The following is a 16478-nucleotide window of genomic DNA, read 5'->3' as shown; positions in this document are numbered from 1 at the left end:
AGGGCCGTGCTGGGCGCGAGGAGCGCTCGTCGTCTGCTCCCGGACTGAGACGCTCCGCCCGTTCGAACGAGGACTTCGGCACCCGGCCGACGCCCGGTGGGACGGATCAGCCGGGTGTCGCCCTCCTGGGATCGACCCGGGCAACCTCCCGGGCTGTGCGGCCGAAGAGCTCCATTGCCTGGGTGCCACCGTCGGACCGCCACAGCGGTCCGTATCCGAGGTCGGTCTCCACCCACCGGAACGTAGGCGATGTCGGGACGGCCGTGGTACAGGGTGATGTGGGTCCCCTGCCAGCAAGGCTCCCTTGCCGCCGACGACGAGTGTCAGCACTTCCTGGAAGTTGGTGACGAACGGCCCCTGGGCGAACGTACGCGTACTGGAACCCCCGGCAGAACGCGGCCTTCGTGGACAGCGTGTCGACGGGCCGAAGCTGAGGAATCCAAGCTGCACGCCTGGGAGGTGTACCAGCGAGGCGGCCCGCCGGGGGTGGGTCACGATCCCAGCCGTCCCGCTCATCGCGGACCACGGCGGCCCGCTGCCCGCTCTGCGCGTCGCGCCGACACGACGCCGTCGCCGCGCCGGAGGCGGCAAGGCGGCCAGGCAGCCCAAACGGCACGCCGTCCGCAAGGCGGGAGGGCTTCCGGGTGGACCTTGCAGGGGGAGACGGCTGATGCCACTGTCGCTCCATGAGCAGACAGATCGTCGCCGTAACTCCACATGAAATCCCGGAGCGCCCACCTGTTCGTCTCACTGTCGGAGAGTTCGTCGAAGCGGGGGAGCGCGACGGCGAGTGGCCCGAGTTCGTGTTCGTGACCGCATCCCACGGCTCCGGCTGGGTCCCGGCACGGCACCTTTCCGGACCGTCCGGAAAGGTGCGGGTCGAAGAGCCCTACGACACGACGGAGCTCCCCACCGCGAAGGGCGATGTCCTCGACGTCCTGGCGGAGGACCTGCAGAGCGGCTGGCTGTGGTGCCGCAACAGTGCCGGCCGCGAGGGCTGGGTGCCGCTCAAGACGCTGGCGCAGGAGTCCGCGGAACGCGCGCAGTAGCGCTGCCGAGGTATCGCCACCCCTGCCCGTCCGCCCCTGGAAGGGGACGGGCGGGGCGGGGGCAGGGTAATGCTCCTCTGTGGCGCTTGCTGAGGCGAGGGCCGCCGGGCCGGCGACGGTCTTCGAACTGGTCGAGTCCGCCCAGGCCCGGTCTCAGGCGCTCGTGCGCCTGCGTATGTGCAGGTGGCCATCGCGGGGGAAGGAGGGCGGCGCCGCGGGCAGAATGGTGTCGAAGTCGTAGCGGCTCTTCTGCGCAACCCTGCACGATGCCAGGTTGTCCACCTGGTGCAGGAGCTCGAGGCGCTCCAGCCCGTCGGCTTCGAAGGTGTCGAAGGCCCAGCTGGTGAGTGCTTCCAGAGCGCGTGGGGCCACTCCCCGGCCGCGCGCGTGCGCCGCGGTCCAGTAGCCCACCTCGGCAGCCGGTTTGCCCGAGGCGACGCCCTTGAGGACCACGCTGCCCACCAACTGCTCGCACACCGGGCCGGGTCGAGCCTCGAGGACGGCGAAGCCGAACCGCTCGCCCGTCGCCCAGTCCCGCTGCTGGGCCTGCACCCACCGGACTCCGTCAGCTTCGTTGTCCACGGCAGAGCTCGCCCACTGGCGGGTTGCGGGATCACCGCTCCCCTCGGCCAACGCAGCAGCGTCCGCCATGCGCCAGGGGCGAAGAACGAGAGCGGGAGAGGCCGTCGTAGCGGCCGCCTGAAGTACGACGGGGGAACTCATCGACCGATCGTATGCGTAGGCTTTCTCACCGGACGCCGGCCGTGTGGGGCTCGTACCGCCTTGCGGCCCCGTCATTGCCGTGTCCGGACGCGCAGAGCCTCGACGGACCAGTCGAGCACCGGAGCCAGACTCTCCGGGGCCGGCCAGCCGTTGACCACGGCGAGCAGTTGGAGGTACCGCTCCCTGCGGGGGTCGTTCACGCTCTCCAGCCGAGTCGCCAGTCGGCGGCGGAGCCCGATGTCGTCGGGGCGGCCGAGGAGATGCGCGTAGTGCGCCGTGAACGCCGCGACGACCGGATCGGCCCTGGGCGAGTCCGGGTCGATGCCGGCGGTCAGGGCAGGGCCCGCCTGGTCACGGACGACTGCGGCAATGTCGCGGCGCGGGCCCGTCGTCCCGCTTCCGGCCTGCTCGGCTGCCTGTTCCTCGGCCAGCCGCCGCACGAGGGCGCGGAAATCCGGGTCCAGCGACATTTCCGCCAATTCCACCCACGCCTGGACCTGCTCCGGCTCCGGGTTGTCGGGCAACTCGGGGGTCATCGAGCGCATGACCCCCGCGAATGCGGGGGCGGCGTCAAGACCGCCGAAGACGGCGTCGAGGAAATCGCCGATCAGCCGTCGGCGTTCGTCCTCGGAAAGCTGAGCCAACCGGTGCATGAGTTCCGTCTCCTCGGGTGTGGACCCGCGCTCGGCCACCGCCGTCAGTACCGACCGCCGCAGGCACAGGACGCGGATCTGCACGGCCAGTGCTTCGGCGTGCGCCGCGGCGACCTCGGGAAGCGCGAGCTCGCGGTCCACGACCTTGCGGATCGTGGTGAGGTCCAGTCCCAGCTCGCGCAGGGTGCGCACGAGGTCCAGCCGTGCGGCGGCGTCGATGTCGTACAGGCGGTAGCCGGCCGGGCTGCGGTCCGTCGGCGCCACGATTCCGCGATCGGAGTAGAACCGAATGGTTTTGACCGTGAGACCGGTCCGTCGAGCGAGCTCGCCGATCGAGTAGAGCGTGTCGCCGTCCATGCCCCCACCTTCGCGTCTCCCCCTGCTGGAGACTCAAGTCCGCTCCCGGTCCCTTCGCCCGACGGCGGGCAACCACTCCCCGGCCGCAGGTCTCGGACGACAGTCGTCAGGCTTCCGGCGGAGGTGTGGCTGTCGCCCCGTTCATACTCGGCCCGGCCCTCACTGGCGGGACGCCCTGAGCTCGCGGATCAGTGCGCGGACAGCGGCGCTGGAAGCCAGTTCCGGTGTGGTGAGGTAACCCACGGAACGGGTCGGGCGTTCGGGTCCGAGATCGGTGATCTCGATGTTGTCCGGTGCCTCGTTCAGTGAGAGCGCGGGCATGATCGCCATACCGAGACCTCTGCTCACCATCGAGAGCACCGCTCCGTCGTCCTCGGCCAGTACGGTGGCCTTCGGAATCCAGTCCTGCCCGGCCCACCACCGTCGGGTGTAGGAGCCGCAGTTCTCGTGCCAGTCCACCAGCGGCAGGGAGCGCGGGTCGGGGTGACCGGCCGGGTGCACCAGCGCATAGGACTCCTCGATGAGGACGTCGCCGATGAGCCCAGCGGGCACGGAGGTGGCGCCGAGCGTGGCGATGCCCATGTCCGCGCGCCCCTCTGCGACCTCGCCGGCCGTGCCCGCGCCCAGCTCCCGGACCACGTACACCTCCGGTTCGATGCCGGGGTGGCGGGCGGAGAGGCGCTCCAGGGCGGGCGGCAGCAGGTGGAGCGCGGCGCTGCGGAAGGCGGCGATGCGCAGCGGGCCCTCGACCGTGCCCTGCTCGGCGCTGCGGGCCTCCGCGGCCAGAACGTCCAGGAGCCGCAGTACCCGGCGGGCGTGGGCGGCAGCGGCGGCACCGGCAGCGGTCGGCGTCGCGCCCTTACGGCCCCGCTCGAAGAGGACCGTTCCGATCTTGCGTTCCGTCCCGCGGATGGAGTGCGAGACTCCGGACTGGGTGAGTCCGAGGACTTCGGCGGCCGCCGAGAACCCGCGCTCGCGGTCGACGGCCACGAGGATGCGGAGCTCGTGCGGGGCGAGGTCGTCGGCGGCAGCCGCAGTGGCGACAGCTGCAGCGGATGCCGGGGCTACACGGGCTGCGGGCTTCACAGAACGTCCCACCTGCTTCTATGAGGGCCCCTCATGGGTCGGGCCGTTCCATGAGCGCAACTGTCTCCCCGGCCTCCGCATTCCTCCGTACGGTCACCGCCATGACCGAGACCGCGCTCACCGTGCACCAGACCGCCCGCCCTCATGGCTTCCCCTCCCCCGACCACTTCGCCTTCGTCGAATCCGCGATGCCGGAACCCGGCCAGGGAACGGCGCTGGTGGAGAACCTGTACTGGTCGGTGGACCCCTATCACCGCGAAATGATGGACGAGGACTTCGCACTGAACGCTCCCCTGGAGGGCCGCACCATCGGCCGGGTCGTGGAGTCCCGCACCCCGGCGCTCCGCGAAGGCGAGATCGTCTTCCACCGGCAGGGCTGGCGCACCCACGCTGTCGTGACCACCGAAGAGGTGCGTCCTGCCCCGCGCTTCGACGGCATACCGCTCTCCGCGCACCTGGGCATCCTCGGCGGCACCGGCCTGACCGCCTACGTCGGTCTCACCCGCATCGCCGAGCTCCGCGAGGGCCAGGACGTGTTCGTATCGGCCGCGGCCGGCGGCGTGGGCACGGCCACCGGGCGGCTCGCCCGGCTGATGGGCGCGGGACGGCTGATCGGTAGCGCGGGCAGGGCGACGAAGGCCGCCTACCTGACCGAATACGTCGGCTACGACGAGGTCTTCGACTACCGCACGGGCCCGGCGGCCGAGCTGCTCGCCAAGGCGGCACCCGACGGGATCGACCTCTACATGGACAATGTCGGCGGCGAGCATCTCGAAGCGGCGATCTCCTCGCTGCGTGAGTACGGACGGATCGTGCGGATCGGCACGATAGCCCAGTACAACAGCACCGGCACGCCCTACGCCCTACGCAACCTTCCCGACATCGTCGAGAAGAGCCTGCGCATGGAGGGCTTCTTGGTGCGCGATCACCGTGACGTGCAGGAGGAGTTGTACGAGTTCGTCGTACCGCACCTGCAGAGTGGACGCGTCACGCTCGACGAGACCGTGATCGACGGCTTCGGCGGCATCGTGGAAGCGTTCCTGGGGATGCTGCGGGGCGAGAACCAAGGCAAGATCATCGTGCGGGCGACCGGAGCGGACGCCTGACGGGCCGAGGTCACCCGCACGCGGCGCTCCTGTCGGTACCAACTGACGGGAGCACACGACCGGCCGATCGGACCGCGCACGAACAGGGGCCGTAACACGCCGGACCCCGGCCCGGACTGAGCAGCACCGACAGCGACCCGGCACGCCATCGGGACGAGCGTCGAGCGGGCGTCACGACACCTCTCAGAGCGTCTTCCCAGCGTCACGGTCAGCCCCCGACGCCCGCAGCGCAGTAACGCACACTCGTCCGAACCGCAGGTCAGGAGCGCTTCTCCGCCGGCTCCAGGATCGCCACGCACTCCATGTGGTGCGTCATCGGGAAGAGGTCGAAGGCGCGGAGGAAGCGGGGGCGGTAGCCGGCGGAGGCGAAATAGGAGAGGTCACGGGCGAGGGCGGCGGGGTCGCAGGCGACGTAGGCGATGCGGCGGGGTCCCAAGTCGGTGATCTGCTCGACGATGCGCTTGCCGGCGCCGGCGCGGGGTGGGTCGAGGACGACCAGGTCGGCCTCGGTGATGCCGGTGCGCGGCAGCACCTTCTCGACCTTGCCGTGCTCGATACGGACGCGCGGGAAGTCCTGGAGGTTCTTGCGGGCGTCGGCCACCGCGCGCTTACCCGCCTCGATGCCGAGCACCGCGCCCTTCTCGCCGAGGCGGTCGGCGAGCGCGCCGGCGAACAGCCCCACGCCGCAGTACAGATCGAGCGCCATCTCGCCCTTGCGCGGGGTCAGTCCGCGCATCACGGCGTCCACCAGCACCTCGGCGGCGCGGGGGTGGACCTGCCAGAAGCCGCCCTCGCCGACGCGCCAGGTGCGGTCGTCGGCGCGTTCGCGGACGAAGTCGCGGCCGTGTACACGGTGGACGGCGCGGTCCTTCTCGCCGATCCGGAGAACGGAGACCTCCCGGTTCAGCTCCACCAGGGGGAGGCGGCCTCCCGGACGGGGGGTGAGGACGACCTGCCGGTCGGCGGAGCCGGTGGCGGCGATGGCGTCGACGGCGGCGATCTGCGGCCACTCGCGGTCCTCGATGCCCAGCTCGTCGACGCCGGGCGCGGCGATCAGGCAGTGGTCGATGCGCTGGACCTCGTGCGAGCGGTGCTTGAGCAGTCCGGCGTGGCCCTCGGCGTCGATGGTGTAGTGGACGCGAGTACGCCAGGCGGGGACCTCGCCGGGGGCTACCTTGTCGCCGGGCGCGGGCTCGACGGTGCCGTCCCAGGAGACGTCCTCAGGCGTCATCCCGGCGAGCCGCTGCAGCTGCTCGGTGAGCACCTCGGCCTTGAGGCGGCGCTGCGCGCCGGGCTTGACGTGCTGCCAGTCGCAGCCGCCGCAGCGTCCGGGGCCGGAGAAGGGGCACGGCGCTTCGATGCGGTCCTTGGCGGGCTCCAGCACCCGCACCGCGTCGGCGCGCAGGAACCGGGAGTCGGCCCGGCCCTCGCTCACCCGCGCGACGACCCGCTCGCCGGGCAGCGTGTGCCGTACGAAGAGCACCTGGCCGCTCTCGGTGCGGGCGACGCAGTGACCGCCGTGGGCCACCGGACCGACCTCGACCTCGTGCTCCTCCCCCACCAGGGAGGGAGCGAGCTCTTCGGACGCGCCGGCGGACGCATGGGCGGACGCACTGGCTTCGGGCATCAGAGGGTGACTCCAAGAAGAGGGGGATGCTGGGACTGGGCCGAGGTGGGCCGAGCGCGACATGGCCGCAACCGCCGAGTCTACTTCCCGTGCGGGCTGATCCACTTCCCGCACGAGCTGATCCACTTACCGTGCGGTCCGATCCCTCGCATCCTCCGCTCCCGTCCCCGGTCAGGCCCGCGCGGTGCGCGCACCCCCGTGGGGGCGCCCCCGGCGCCGTACGTCCGCTCTACCTTCTGCGCTGTCGGGTCACGCTTCCCGCCGGGCCCGGTCCGTCGCCGGGGCCCTTGCCGCCCTTGGTCTGCTTGCCGCCCTTGGCCTGCTTGCCGCTCTTGCCGTCCTTCTCGGACTTGCGGGGCTGGATGACGGGGCCGCGGCGCACGGAGCCGGGGGCGTTCCACTGTTCGCGCCGCCTGGCGCGCTTCTTCGCCAGCTCGGAGGACTCCAGCTGATAGGGGACCGAGGTCACCATGACGCCGGGGGTGAACAGCAGCCGGCCCTTGAGCCGTAGCGCGCTCTGGTTGTGCAGCAGGTGCTCGTACCAGTGGCCGACCACGTACTCCGGGATGAAGACGCTCACCACGTCGCGGGGCTGCTCCTGGCGGAGGCGCTTCACATAGTCGATGACCGGTCGGGAGATCTCCCGGTAGGGCGAGTCGAGGATGGTGAGCGGGATGTCGATGCCGCTCTCGTCCCACTCCCGGCGCAGCTGTTCCGTCTCGTCCTGGTCCATGTTGACGGTGACGGCCTCGAGGGTGTCGCTCCGCATCAGCTTGGCGTAGCGCAGGGCGCGCAGGGTCGGCTTGTGGATCTTGGATACGAGTACGAAGGAGTGCACCCGTGAGGGGCGCAGCTTCGCCTCGCCGGGGTCCTCGGCCGCCAGTTCCTCGGCGACTCCGTCGTAATGTCGGCGGATGCCGGTCATGACGGCGTAGAAGAGGGCCATGCCCACCAAGGAGACCCAGGCACCGTGGGTGAACTTCGTCACCAGCACCACCACGAGCACCAGCCCGGTGAAGAAGGCTCCGAAGGTGTTGATGGCGCGCGAGCGGTACATGTGACGGCGGCGCGCCCGGTCGGTCTCGGTGGTCAGCAGCCGGTTCCAGTGCCGGACCATGCCCGTCTGGCTGAGCGTGAAGGAGACGAACACGCCCACGATGTAGAGCTGGATCAGACGGGTGGAGTCGGCTCCGTAGACCACCACGAGTATCGCCGCTGCTCCTGCCAGCAGCACGATGCCGTTGGAGAAGGCGAGCCGGTCGCCGCGGGTGTGCAGTTGGCGCGGCAGATAGCGGTCCTGCGCCAGGATCGAGCCGAGCAGCGGGAAGCCGTTGTAGGCGGTGTTGGCCGCCAGGAACAGCACCAGCGCGGTGGCCGCCGCCAGGTAGACGAACGGGAACGTCCCGTCACCGAACACCGCGGCCGCCACCTGCGAGATGACCGGGTTCTGGGTGTAGTCGGCGCCCGCCGGACGGCCGTCGATCAGCAGGTCCGTGGCCGGGTTCTCGGCCATTCGCACATGGGTGGTGAGTGCGAGCGCGATGATGCCGCAGAACATGGTGACCGCCAGCACGCCCATCATCGCCAGCGTGTTGGCCGCGTTCCTCGACTTGGGCTTGCGGAAGGCGGGCACGCCGTTGCTGATCGCCTCGACGCCGGTCAGCGCCGCACAGCCGGAGGAGAAGGCGCGCAGCAGCAGGAAGGCAAGCGCGAAGCCCGCGATGCCGGACTGCTCGGTGTGGATCTCGTAGTCCGCGGTGGGGGCGCGCATCTCGTCGCCCAGGACGGCCCCGCGCACCAGGCCCCAGACGATCAGTCCGAAGACGCCGACGACGAAGCAGTAGGTCGGCACGGCGAACAGCTTGCCGGACTCGCGCACGCCCCGCAGGTTCATCAGCGTCAGCAGCACGATCACCGCGACCGCGCAGAACGTCTTGTGCTCGACGACGAAGGGGATGGCCGATCCGAGGTTCTCCACGCCGGAGGAGATCGAGACGGCCACCGTCAGTACGTAGTCGACCAGCAGTGCGCTGGCGACGGTGAGCCCCGCCCTGCGGCCGAGGTTGGTGGTCGCGACCTCGTAGTCGCCGCCGCCGCTCGGGTAGGCCCGGACGTTCTGCCGGTAGGAGGCCACCACGGTGAACATCAGTACGACGACCGCGACGGCGATCCACGGGCTGAAGCTGTAGGCGGAGACCCCCGCGACCGAGAGGACCAGCAGTACCTCGCCCGGCGCGTACGCGACCGAGGACAGCGGGTCCGAGGCGAAGACGGGGAGGGCGAGACGCTTGGGAAGGAGCGTCTCGGCGAGCCTGTCGCTGCGTAGAGCCCTCCCCAGGAGAAGTCGTTTCGGTACGTCGGTCATCCTGGACACGCAGAGGATCGTATGCGGTCAGTCGTGCGATGCTGAGACGGCCCGCTGTACGGGACGAAGGGACGGGCGTTGCACATTGTGATCATGGGCTGCGGACGAGTAGGAGCGGAACTCGCGCAGACCCTGGAGCGACAGGGCCATACGGTCGCGGTCATCGACCGGGACCCCACCGCATTCCGGCGCCTTGGCTCGGGCTTCGGCGGCCGCCGGGTCACAGGCATCGGCTTCGACCAGGACACCTTGCGCGAGGCCGGCATAGAAGAGGCGGGAGCGTTCGCCGCGGTCAGCAGCGGTGACAACTCGAACATCATCGCGGCCCGGGTGGCACGTGAGATGTTCGGCACAAAGCATGTGGCCGCGCGTATCTACGACCCGCGGCGCGCGGAGGTCTACCAGCGGCTCGGCATCCCCACGGTGGCGACCGTGCGCTGGACCGCGGACCAGATGCTGCGCAGGCTGCTGCCGTCCGGCTCCGAGCCGCTGTGGCGGGACCCGAGCGGCGCCGTACAACTCGCCGAAGTGCACACCTCGGCAGCGTGGGTCGGCGAGCGCGTCAGCAAGCTCCAGGAGGAGGCGGGCGTGCGCATCGCCTTCCTCACCCGGCTGGGCGAGGCCATACTGCCCACGTCCCAGACGGTGCTGCAGGAAGGCGACCTGGTGCATGTGATGATGCGCTGCGACGAGGTCGCGCGGGTGGAGGAAGTTTTCGCTGTGGGGCCGGAGTCGTGACCACGGAAAGCGCGCCCAGCCACGCAGGCGAACAGACGCCCGGCCGCGTGGGCGGAGAAGCGAATGAGAAGGACGCCGTGAGCGACGCACACGCGGCTACCGGGCACCTGACCACCGAACCCGCACCCGGCCGCGTGGGCGGAGAAGCGAATGAGAAGGACGCCGTGAGCGACGCACACGCGGCTGCCGGGCAGCACCTGACCACCGAACCCGCACCCGGCCGCGTGGGCGGAGAAGCGAATGAGAAGGACGCAGCATGAGGGTGGCGATTGCCGGGGCGGGCGCCGTGGGTCGCTCCATCGCGGGCGAACTGCTGGAGAACGGGCACGAGGTGCTGCTCATCGACAAGGCACCGACGGCCATCTCGGTCGAGCGGGTGCCGCAGGCGGAGTGGCTGCTGGCCGACGCGTGTGAGATCACCTCGCTCGACGAGGCGGCGCTGGAGCGCTGCCATGTGGTGATCGCGGCGACGGGGGACGACAAGGTCAATCTGGTTGTCTCCCTGTTGGCCAAGACGGAGTACGGGGTGCCGCGGGTCGTGGCCCGGGTCAACAATCCGAAGAACGAGTGGCTGTTCAACGAGTCGTGGGGCGTGGATGTCGCCGTCTCGACGCCGCGCCTGATGTCGGCGCTGGTGGAGGAGGCCGTCAGCGTCGGTGATCTGGTGCGGCTGCTGCGCTTCTCGCAGGGCGAGGCGAACCTGGTCGAGCTGACGTTGCCGCCGGAGTCCACCCTGGCGGGCACCCGTGTGGGTGATGTGAGCTGGCCCGAGGACACCTCGCTGGTGACGATCATCCGCGGTTCCCGGGTGCTGACGCCGGACCCGGACGACGCTCTGGAGGCCGGAGACGAACTGCTCTTCGTCGCCGCGCCCGCACGGGAGGAACAGCTGGAGGAGCTTCTCTCCACCCGCGGGTGACCGACGGGCGCCCCAGCCGGCTCGGCGCCCACAGCCGGCTCGGCGTCGGCGCTTCCGGCCGGCGCCGTCAGTCCTTCTTCACGAGCACGACCCACACCTGGCCACGTGCGAAGGGCAGTCGGCGCCCCTCGGGGTCGCTGAAGGTGGTGCCGCCGTTCGCCGAGGGGCGCGACCAGTGGGCGTCATAGGCCTTGCCGTCCCGCAGCACCAGCGCGTCGCCGGAGCCGACGGTCTCGGTGTACGGGGTCACGCTGCCGGAGCTGTCGCGGAAACGGGACCGGCGCACGGTCACGTACTGGATCACGACGGTGGCGGGCGCGAGCCGTCCGGCGCTGCGGGAGCGTGCCGGTGCGCCGTCCATGGCCACCGGCCAGCCGCGCCGATCCGGGGACCAGGTGAAGGTGAGGCGTGCCGCGGGGTAGCGCACGGTCTCCCGCTCCGTCCGGCGTCCGCCGCCGGGTGCCGCACCGAAGCGGAAGCCGATGTCCTGGGGCGCCGAGGCGTCGGGTGCCGCACGTTCGGCGCGGCGGGCCTTGAGGTAGAGGTTGTGCGGGGCGCGACGGGCGGGGTCCCGGGTGTAGCCGTCGGTCAGCTCACCGGGCGGCAGCAGGTGCAGCGAGGTGGCTTCCAGGGTCGGCCTGAGTGCGGACTGGATGCCGGAGAAGGCCAGCGCGGGCTCGCCGAACTGGCGCAACAGTTCGATGTCGGACTCGCGGGCGCTGCGGACCGGCCCGACGGTGGCGGGGAGGTGGGAGGCGAAGACGGCCAGTATGCGGCTGAGGCCCGCCTCGACCTGCTCGATGTAGACGATGTCGGCGTGCTCCAGCCCGGTCTGCGGGCGGGCCGGTGCCACGTTGTCGACCTTCACGGCCAGTACATGCTCACCCCGGCGCCGCTCGCCGGTGAAGCGGGATGCGTCCTGCTGCTGGTCACCGCCCGGCCCGCATGCCGCGAGGGCGCCGCCGGTGCCGACGGTGGTGGCCGCCGCCAGCGCGGTGCGCAGCAGCGTCCTGCGGTCGGCCGCTCCGGGTGCGGACCGTCCGGTCCGTGCGGGCTTCTCCATCGCCGCCCCGTCTCGTTCGGCTGTCAGGAATTGGCGGCCTTCGCCGCGGCCTTCTCGGCCTTGGCCGCTTCCTCCTCGGCCTCCATCTCCGCGATGACGTTGATCGGCGGCGGTGCCTTGGCCAGGAAGATCCAGGTGAGGTAGACCGCCAGCAGGAACGGCGGGATCTTGAGAATGACGGTCACCCAACCGAACTGCGTGGTGTCGCCCCAGAAGTAGAGCGGAAAGAGCACGGCGGACTTGCCGAGCAGGATGAAGCCCCACGCGTAACTGGCCTTGGTGTAGGCCTTCTTACGGCCGGGATTGCGCTTGCGCCAGGACAGGTTCTCCTTGAACACCGGTCCGAGCACCAGTCCCAGGAGGGGGACGCCCGCCAGCGAGGTGACGATGTAGGCGAGCGCCAGGCCGAGCGTGTAGAGCATGCCCGGCAGGTAGAAGTCCTTGGCGTTGCCGGTCATCATCGCGAAGAGCACGCCGAAGCCGACGCCGAAGATCCCGCTGAACGCGTGCTTGATGGTGTCCTTGCGCAGCAGCCGGACGACGACCATCGCGCCGGAGATCACCAGTGCGGTGATGGCGGCGGCGTGGATGTCCTTGTTCACCGTGTACATCCCGATGAACACCAGGCCGGGCACAGTCGTCTCGACCAGGCCACGCACACCGCCGAACGCCTCGAACAGTGCCGCTTCGGTCACGGCGTGCGATCCGGTCTCACCGGTCGGCTGCCCGTCCGGCTCCTCCGCTTCGGTCCGCTTGTCGGGAGAGGTCACCCGCTACTCCTGTCCGAGGGGTCGCAGCTCGTATTTGGGATTGAACATCACGGGGCGGCCGTGGTTGGCGGTGATCCGTCCCCAGGCGATCAGCTTGCGGCCCGGCTCGATCCCCGCGATGGAGCGTCGGCCCAGCCAGACGATGTCCAGCGAGGCCGAGCCGTCGAACAGTTCGGCCTCCAGGGTGGGCACTCCCGCGCGTGGCCGCAGAGTCACGGTGCGCAGCGTACCGGTTACCCGCACCATCTCGCGGTCGGTGCATTCGGAGATGCGGGCACAACCGGTGTCCTCGGCCTCCTCACGCAGCTCGGCCGACCGCAGGTCCTCCTCGGAGGAGGAGAGCCGTTCCAGGAACCGTCGGAACCGCCCGCTTCCCGTGCCCCGCTGCTCTCGGGTGGTGCCAGTCATAACCGCCAGGGTACCGCCGGACCGCGGCCCGTCTCCCCCGCCGGTCGCACCCGGTCCGGGCTCGTCGACGGACCGGAAACAGGTCACTTCTCGAAGCGGTACCCCATCCCCGCCTCCGTCACGAAGTGCCGGGGGTGGGAGGGGTCGGACTCCAGCTTGCGGCGGAGCTGGGCCATGTAGACGCGCAGATAGTTGGTCTCGGTACCGTACGAGGGGCCCCAGACCTCCTTCAGCAGCTGCTTCTGGCTCACCAGTCGGCCGGGGTTGCGCACCAGCACCTCCAGCAGGTGCCACTCGGTGGGGGTGAGCCGTACGTCCCCGCCGTTCCGGTGCACCTTCTTGGCCGCCAGGTCCACGGTGAAGGTGTCGGTCTCGATGACGCCGGCGCCGTCCGGGACGCCCGCCGGGGGCTCGGCGCGGCGTACGGCGGCACGCAGCCGGGCCAGCAGCTCGTCCATGCCGAACGGCTTGGTGACGTAGTCGTCAGCGCCCGCGTCCAGCGCCTCCACCTTCTCGTCCGAGGTCTGCCGGGCCGAGAGCACCAGGATCGGGACCCGGGTCCAGCCGCGGATGCCGCGGATGACGTCGACGCCGTCCATGTCGGGCAGGCCCAGGTCCAGGACGATGGCGTCGGGGTGCCGGTCGGCGGCCATGCGCAGCGCGGTGGCGCCGTCGTGCGCCGCGTCCACCTCGTACTTGCGTGCCTTGAGGTTGATCACGAGGGCGCGGACGATCTGCGGTTCGTCGTCGACCACGAGCACCCGGTGCATGCTTGTTTCCTCTCGATTCCGTTGTGGCCGCTCAGCCGCCGGAGCGCTGCGGCTGTGGTTGCGGCTGCGGCTGGTCCGGTGCGCCGGTCCGGCCGGCGGGCCGGGGGCGTGCGGGCCCGCGGCTGTGCGCCGCGCGCAGGGTGAGCACCATGGTCATCCCGCCGCCCGGGGTGTCCTCGGCCTCCAGGGTGCCGCCCATCGCCTCGGCGAAGCCGCGGGCGACGGCGAGCCCGAGCCCGACACCGGCACCGCCGGGAGCGTCGCCGTAGCGCTGGAAGGGCTCGAAGATGCGGTCCTTGTCGCTGTCGGGAACGCCGGGACCGCGGTCGGTGACGCGGACCTCCACCCGGTCGGCCAGCGCACTGGCCCGCACCAGCACCTTCTTGCCGTCGGGGCTGTACTTGACCGCGTTCTCCACCAGGTTGGCCACGGTGCGCTCCAGCAGCCCGGGATCGACGGCGACCAGCGGCAGCGCCTCGGCGACGGCCAGCCGTACGCTGCCCTCCGGCACCCCGCCCAGGGCCTTGGGCACGACCTCTTCCAGGCTGATGTCCTTGATGAGCGGCTTGACGGTGCCGGTCTGCAGGCGGGACATGTCCAGCAGATTGCCGACGAGGTTGTCGAGTCTGTCGGCGCCCTCCTCGATGGCGCCCAGCAGCTCCGCCTCGTCCTCCGCCGACCACTGCACGTCGTCGGAGCGCAGCGAGGAGACGGACGCCTTGATGGCGGCCAGCGGGGTGCGCAGGTCGTGCGAGACGGCCGCCAGCAGCGCGGTGCGGATGCGGTTGCCCTCGGCCAGTTCGCGGGCCTGCTCGGCCTCGCCCAGCAGCCGCTGCCGGTCGAGCACCCCGGCGGCCTGTGCGGCGAAGGCGGCCAGTACCCGGCGGTCCTCGGCGGGCAGCACCCGGCCCGCCAGCACCAGCATCATGTTGTCCCCGACGGGCATGTCCGTGTCGCCGTCCTCCGGGGTGGCCAGCGGCTTGTCCGAGCCGGTGGCGCCCACGCTGCCCGCGCAGGTCCAGACGGCCCGCTCGTCGGCCCGCTCCAGCAGCGCCACGCAGTCCATGGCGAAGGTCTCCCGCACCCGCTCCAGCAGCGCGTCCAGGCTGGGTCCCGTGCCGGGGCCGCCGGTTCCGTGCCGTGCCTCGCCGCGCAGCACGCTGCCCGCCAGGGTGGAGAGGATCTCCGACTCGGCGCGCAGCCTGGCCGCCTGCTGGGTGCGGCGCGCAGCCAGGTCCACCACCGAGGCGACGGCGACGGCGACGCCGAAGAAGACGGCGAGCGAGACGATGTTGCGGCCGTCGCTGATGGTCCAGGTGCGGACGGGGTCGGTGAAGTAGTAGTTCATCAGCCCCGAGCACACGGCGGCCGAGGCCAGCGCGGGCAGCAGCCCGCCCACCAGCCCGGCGGCGACGGTCAGCACCAGGAACAGCAGAACGTCGTTGGTGAAGCCGATACCCGGGTCACCGGCCAGCATCAGGAACGTCAGCAGCGGCGGGGCGGTGAACGCGGTCAGCCAGCCCGCGACGACCCGGGCGGTGCCCAGCCGCGCCGCCCGCGCCCCGGGAAGCCCCCGCCCCTTGGCGACCTCTTCGTGGGTGACGATGTGGACGTCCAGGTCCGGCCCCGAGTCGCGGGCGACGGTGGCACCGACCCCGGGCCCGAACACGTACTGCCAGGTCTTGCGGCGCGAGGAGCCGAGCACGATCTGCGTCGCGTTGACACCACGCGCGAACTCCAGCAGGGCTTGCGGGATGTCGTCGCCGATGACGTGGTGGTAGGTGCCGCCCAGGTCCTCCACGAGGGTGCGCTGGAGGGCCAGTTCCTTGGGTGAGGCCGAGGTGAGGCCGTCGGCGCGGGAGATGTGGACGGCCAGGATCTCGCTGCCCGACCCTTTGGCCGCCATCCGGGACGCACGGCGGATGAGGGTGCGTCCCTCGGGCCCGCCGGTGAGGCCGACGACGATCCGTTCGCGGGCCTGCCAGGTGGAACGTATGCGGTGCTCGGAGCGGTACTGCTGGAGGTATTCGTCGACCCGGTCGGCCGTCCACAGCAGCGCCAGCTCCCGCAGGGCCGTCAGATTGCCGGGCCGGAAGTAGTTGGAGAGCGCCGCGTCCACCTTGTCCGGCGCGTAGATGTTGCCGTGCGCCATCCGGCGGCGCAGCGCCTGCGGTGACATGTCGACCAGTTCGATCTGGTCGGCTCGGCGCACCACCTCGTCCGGCACGGTCTCCCGCTGCCGCACACCCGTGATCGACTCCACCACGTCACCGAGCGACTCCAGATGCTGGATGTTGACGGTGGAGACGACATCGATCCCCGCGGCCAGCAGTTCCTCGATGTCCTGCCAGCGCTTGGCGTTCCGCGACCCGGGCACGTTGGTGTGCGCCAACTCGTCCACCACGGCCACGGCGGGGCGGCGTGCGAGCACCGCGTCCGTGTCCATCTCGGTGAGCACGGCGCCGCGGTAGGTGACCTCGCGGCGCGGCACCTGTTCGAGGCCGTGCAGCAGCACCTCGGTACGCGGCCGGTCGTGGTGCTCGACGAACCCGACGACCACATCGGTGCCCCGCTCGACCCGGCGGTGCGCCTCGGAGAGCACGGCGTAGGTCTTGCCGACACCGGGCGCCGCCCCGAGGAAGACCCGCAGCTGACCACGCCGCGGTTGCGCTCCAGATGACATGACCCCATTGTCCTCGCACTCCGGGCGGACCCGGCTGTGAGCGGGCCGGTCGGCCGTCAGGGTTCCGTATGGATCACGGCGCGCTGCGCGCGGTCAGGGCGCCGCCGCGCGGACCGGCAGACGACGCACGGCGGCCGGCCCCGGTGGGGGCCCGGCCGTGT

The 16478-nt window shown here is 71.0% G+C and carries 14 protein-coding genes; 4 read left to right on the top strand and 10 right to left on the bottom strand.

The window, feature by feature from the left end:
- The first annotated feature begins 686 nt into the window (after positions 1-686).
- Positions 687-1049: an SH3 domain-containing protein gene (locus tag KBY19_RS07250; protein WP_099884847.1), complete on the top strand. Its 363-nt coding sequence runs from the start codon at positions 687-689 to the stop codon at positions 1047-1049.
- A 153-nt stretch (positions 1050-1202) separates the two neighbouring features.
- Here KBY19_RS07250 and KBY19_RS07245 read toward each other — a convergent pair whose 3' ends face one another.
- The 3 genes from KBY19_RS07245 to KBY19_RS07235 all read right to left on the bottom strand — a co-directional run bounded on the left by KBY19_RS07245 (position 1203) and on the right by KBY19_RS07235 (position 3778).
- On the bottom strand, positions 1203-1700 hold the full coding sequence (locus KBY19_RS07245) for a GNAT family N-acetyltransferase (RefSeq protein WP_247690712.1): 498 nt from the start codon (positions 1698-1700) through the stop codon (positions 1203-1205).
- Positions 1701-1843: 143 nt separating this feature from the next.
- Positions 1844-2782, bottom strand: a complete 939-nt coding sequence (locus KBY19_RS07240) for a MerR family transcriptional regulator (protein WP_185018312.1) — start codon at positions 2780-2782, stop codon at positions 1844-1846.
- Between the two features lie 159 nt (positions 2783-2941).
- Positions 2942-3778: a LysR family transcriptional regulator gene (locus KBY19_RS07235; protein ID WP_307842430.1), complete on the bottom strand. Its 837-nt coding sequence runs from the start codon at positions 3776-3778 to the stop codon at positions 2942-2944.
- A 191-nt stretch (positions 3779-3969) separates the two neighbouring features.
- Here KBY19_RS07235 and KBY19_RS07230 point away from each other — a divergent pair, with 191 nt between their 5' ends.
- The gene (locus KBY19_RS07230; protein ID WP_210965417.1) at positions 3970-4974 is read left to right on the top strand and encodes an NADP-dependent oxidoreductase; all 1005 of its coding nucleotides are present in this window, start codon (positions 3970-3972) and stop codon (positions 4972-4974) included.
- Positions 4975-5233: 259 nt separating this feature from the next.
- Here the strand turns inward: KBY19_RS07230 and KBY19_RS07225 are convergent, their stop codons facing one another.
- Together KBY19_RS07225 and KBY19_RS07220 are read right to left on the bottom strand one after the other, a co-directional pair.
- Positions 5234-6601 carry a class I SAM-dependent RNA methyltransferase gene (locus KBY19_RS07225; protein ID WP_210965416.1) on the bottom strand — a complete coding sequence of 456 codons (1368 nt, stop codon included), beginning with the start codon at positions 6599-6601 and terminating at the stop codon, positions 5234-5236.
- Between the two features lie 229 nt (positions 6602-6830).
- Positions 6831-8975, bottom strand: a complete 2145-nt coding sequence (locus KBY19_RS07220; protein ID WP_307842415.1) for an APC family permease — start codon at positions 8973-8975, stop codon at positions 6831-6833.
- A 69-nt stretch (positions 8976-9044) separates the two neighbouring features.
- Here KBY19_RS07220 and KBY19_RS07215 point away from each other — a divergent pair, with 69 nt between their 5' ends.
- Both KBY19_RS07215 and KBY19_RS07210 read left to right on the top strand, forming a co-directional pair.
- Positions 9045-9704, top strand: a complete 660-nt coding sequence (locus KBY19_RS07215) for a TrkA family potassium uptake protein (RefSeq protein WP_099884840.1) — start codon at positions 9045-9047, stop codon at positions 9702-9704.
- Between the two features lie 256 nt (positions 9705-9960).
- Positions 9961-10623: a TrkA family potassium uptake protein gene (locus KBY19_RS07210; protein WP_099884839.1), complete on the top strand. Its 663-nt coding sequence runs from the start codon at positions 9961-9963 to the stop codon at positions 10621-10623.
- A gap of 67 nt (positions 10624-10690) precedes the next feature.
- Here the strand turns inward: KBY19_RS07210 and KBY19_RS07205 are convergent, their stop codons facing one another.
- The 5 genes from KBY19_RS07205 to KBY19_RS07185 form a co-directional block, all read right to left on the bottom strand.
- Positions 10691-11686 (bottom strand): DUF3048 domain-containing protein, encoded by a 996-nt coding sequence (locus tag KBY19_RS07205; RefSeq protein WP_185018309.1) that lies wholly within the window; start codon positions 11684-11686, stop codon positions 10691-10693.
- A 23-nt stretch (positions 11687-11709) separates the two neighbouring features.
- On the bottom strand, positions 11710-12381 hold the full coding sequence (locus KBY19_RS07200; RefSeq protein WP_307843462.1) for a DUF3159 domain-containing protein: 672 nt from the start codon (positions 12379-12381) through the stop codon (positions 11710-11712).
- A gap of 78 nt (positions 12382-12459) precedes the next feature.
- Positions 12460-12864, bottom strand: coding sequence for an OB-fold nucleic acid binding domain-containing protein (locus KBY19_RS07195; protein ID WP_099886839.1), 405 nt, complete (start codon positions 12862-12864; stop codon positions 12460-12462).
- A gap of 83 nt (positions 12865-12947) precedes the next feature.
- Positions 12948-13634, bottom strand: a complete 687-nt coding sequence (locus KBY19_RS07190; protein WP_099884836.1) for a response regulator — start codon at positions 13632-13634, stop codon at positions 12948-12950.
- Positions 13635-13665: 31 nt separating this feature from the next.
- The gene (locus KBY19_RS07185) at positions 13666-16317 is read right to left on the bottom strand and encodes a sensor histidine kinase KdpD (protein ID WP_099884835.1); all 2652 of its coding nucleotides are present in this window, start codon (positions 16315-16317) and stop codon (positions 13666-13668) included.
- Positions 16318-16478: the final 161 nt, after the last annotated feature.

This window comes from Streptomyces sp. B15 (genome assembly GCF_018070605.1).
Taxonomy (GTDB): Bacteria; Actinomycetota; Actinomycetes; order Streptomycetales; family Streptomycetaceae; genus Streptomyces; species Streptomyces smyrnaeus.
The sequence above is the reverse complement of the archived record's forward strand: the minus strand, read 5'-3'. Positions and strand labels throughout refer to the sequence as shown.

Coding starts and splice junctions, on each gene's coding strand:
- KBY19_RS07205 (WP_185018309.1), bottom strand. CDS start 11,686: ATGGAGAAGCCCGCACGGACCGGACGGTCCGCACCCGGAGCGGCCGAC.
- KBY19_RS07195 (WP_099886839.1), bottom strand. CDS start 12,864: ATGACTGGCACCACCCGAGAGCAGCGGGGCACGGGAAGCGGGCGGTTC.
- KBY19_RS07245 (WP_247690712.1), bottom strand. CDS start 1,700: ATGGCGGACGCTGCTGCGTTGGCCGAGGGGAGCGGTGATCCCGCAACC.
- KBY19_RS07210 (WP_099884839.1), top strand. CDS start 9,961: ATGAGGGTGGCGATTGCCGGGGCGGGCGCCGTGGGTCGCTCCATCGCG.
- KBY19_RS07185 (WP_099884835.1), bottom strand. CDS start 16,317: ATGTCATCTGGAGCGCAACCGCGGCGTGGTCAGCTGCGGGTCTTCCTC.
- KBY19_RS07250 (WP_099884847.1), top strand. CDS start 687: ATGAGCAGACAGATCGTCGCCGTAACTCCACATGAAATCCCGGAGCGC.
- KBY19_RS07190 (WP_099884836.1), bottom strand. CDS start 13,634: ATGCACCGGGTGCTCGTGGTCGACGACGAACCGCAGATCGTCCGCGCC.
- KBY19_RS07240 (WP_185018312.1), bottom strand. CDS start 2,782: ATGGACGGCGACACGCTCTACTCGATCGGCGAGCTCGCTCGACGGACC.
- KBY19_RS07230 (WP_210965417.1), top strand. CDS start 3,970: ATGACCGAGACCGCGCTCACCGTGCACCAGACCGCCCGCCCTCATGGC.
- KBY19_RS07225 (WP_210965416.1), bottom strand. CDS start 6,601: ATGCCCGAAGCCAGTGCGTCCGCCCATGCGTCCGCCGGCGCGTCCGAA.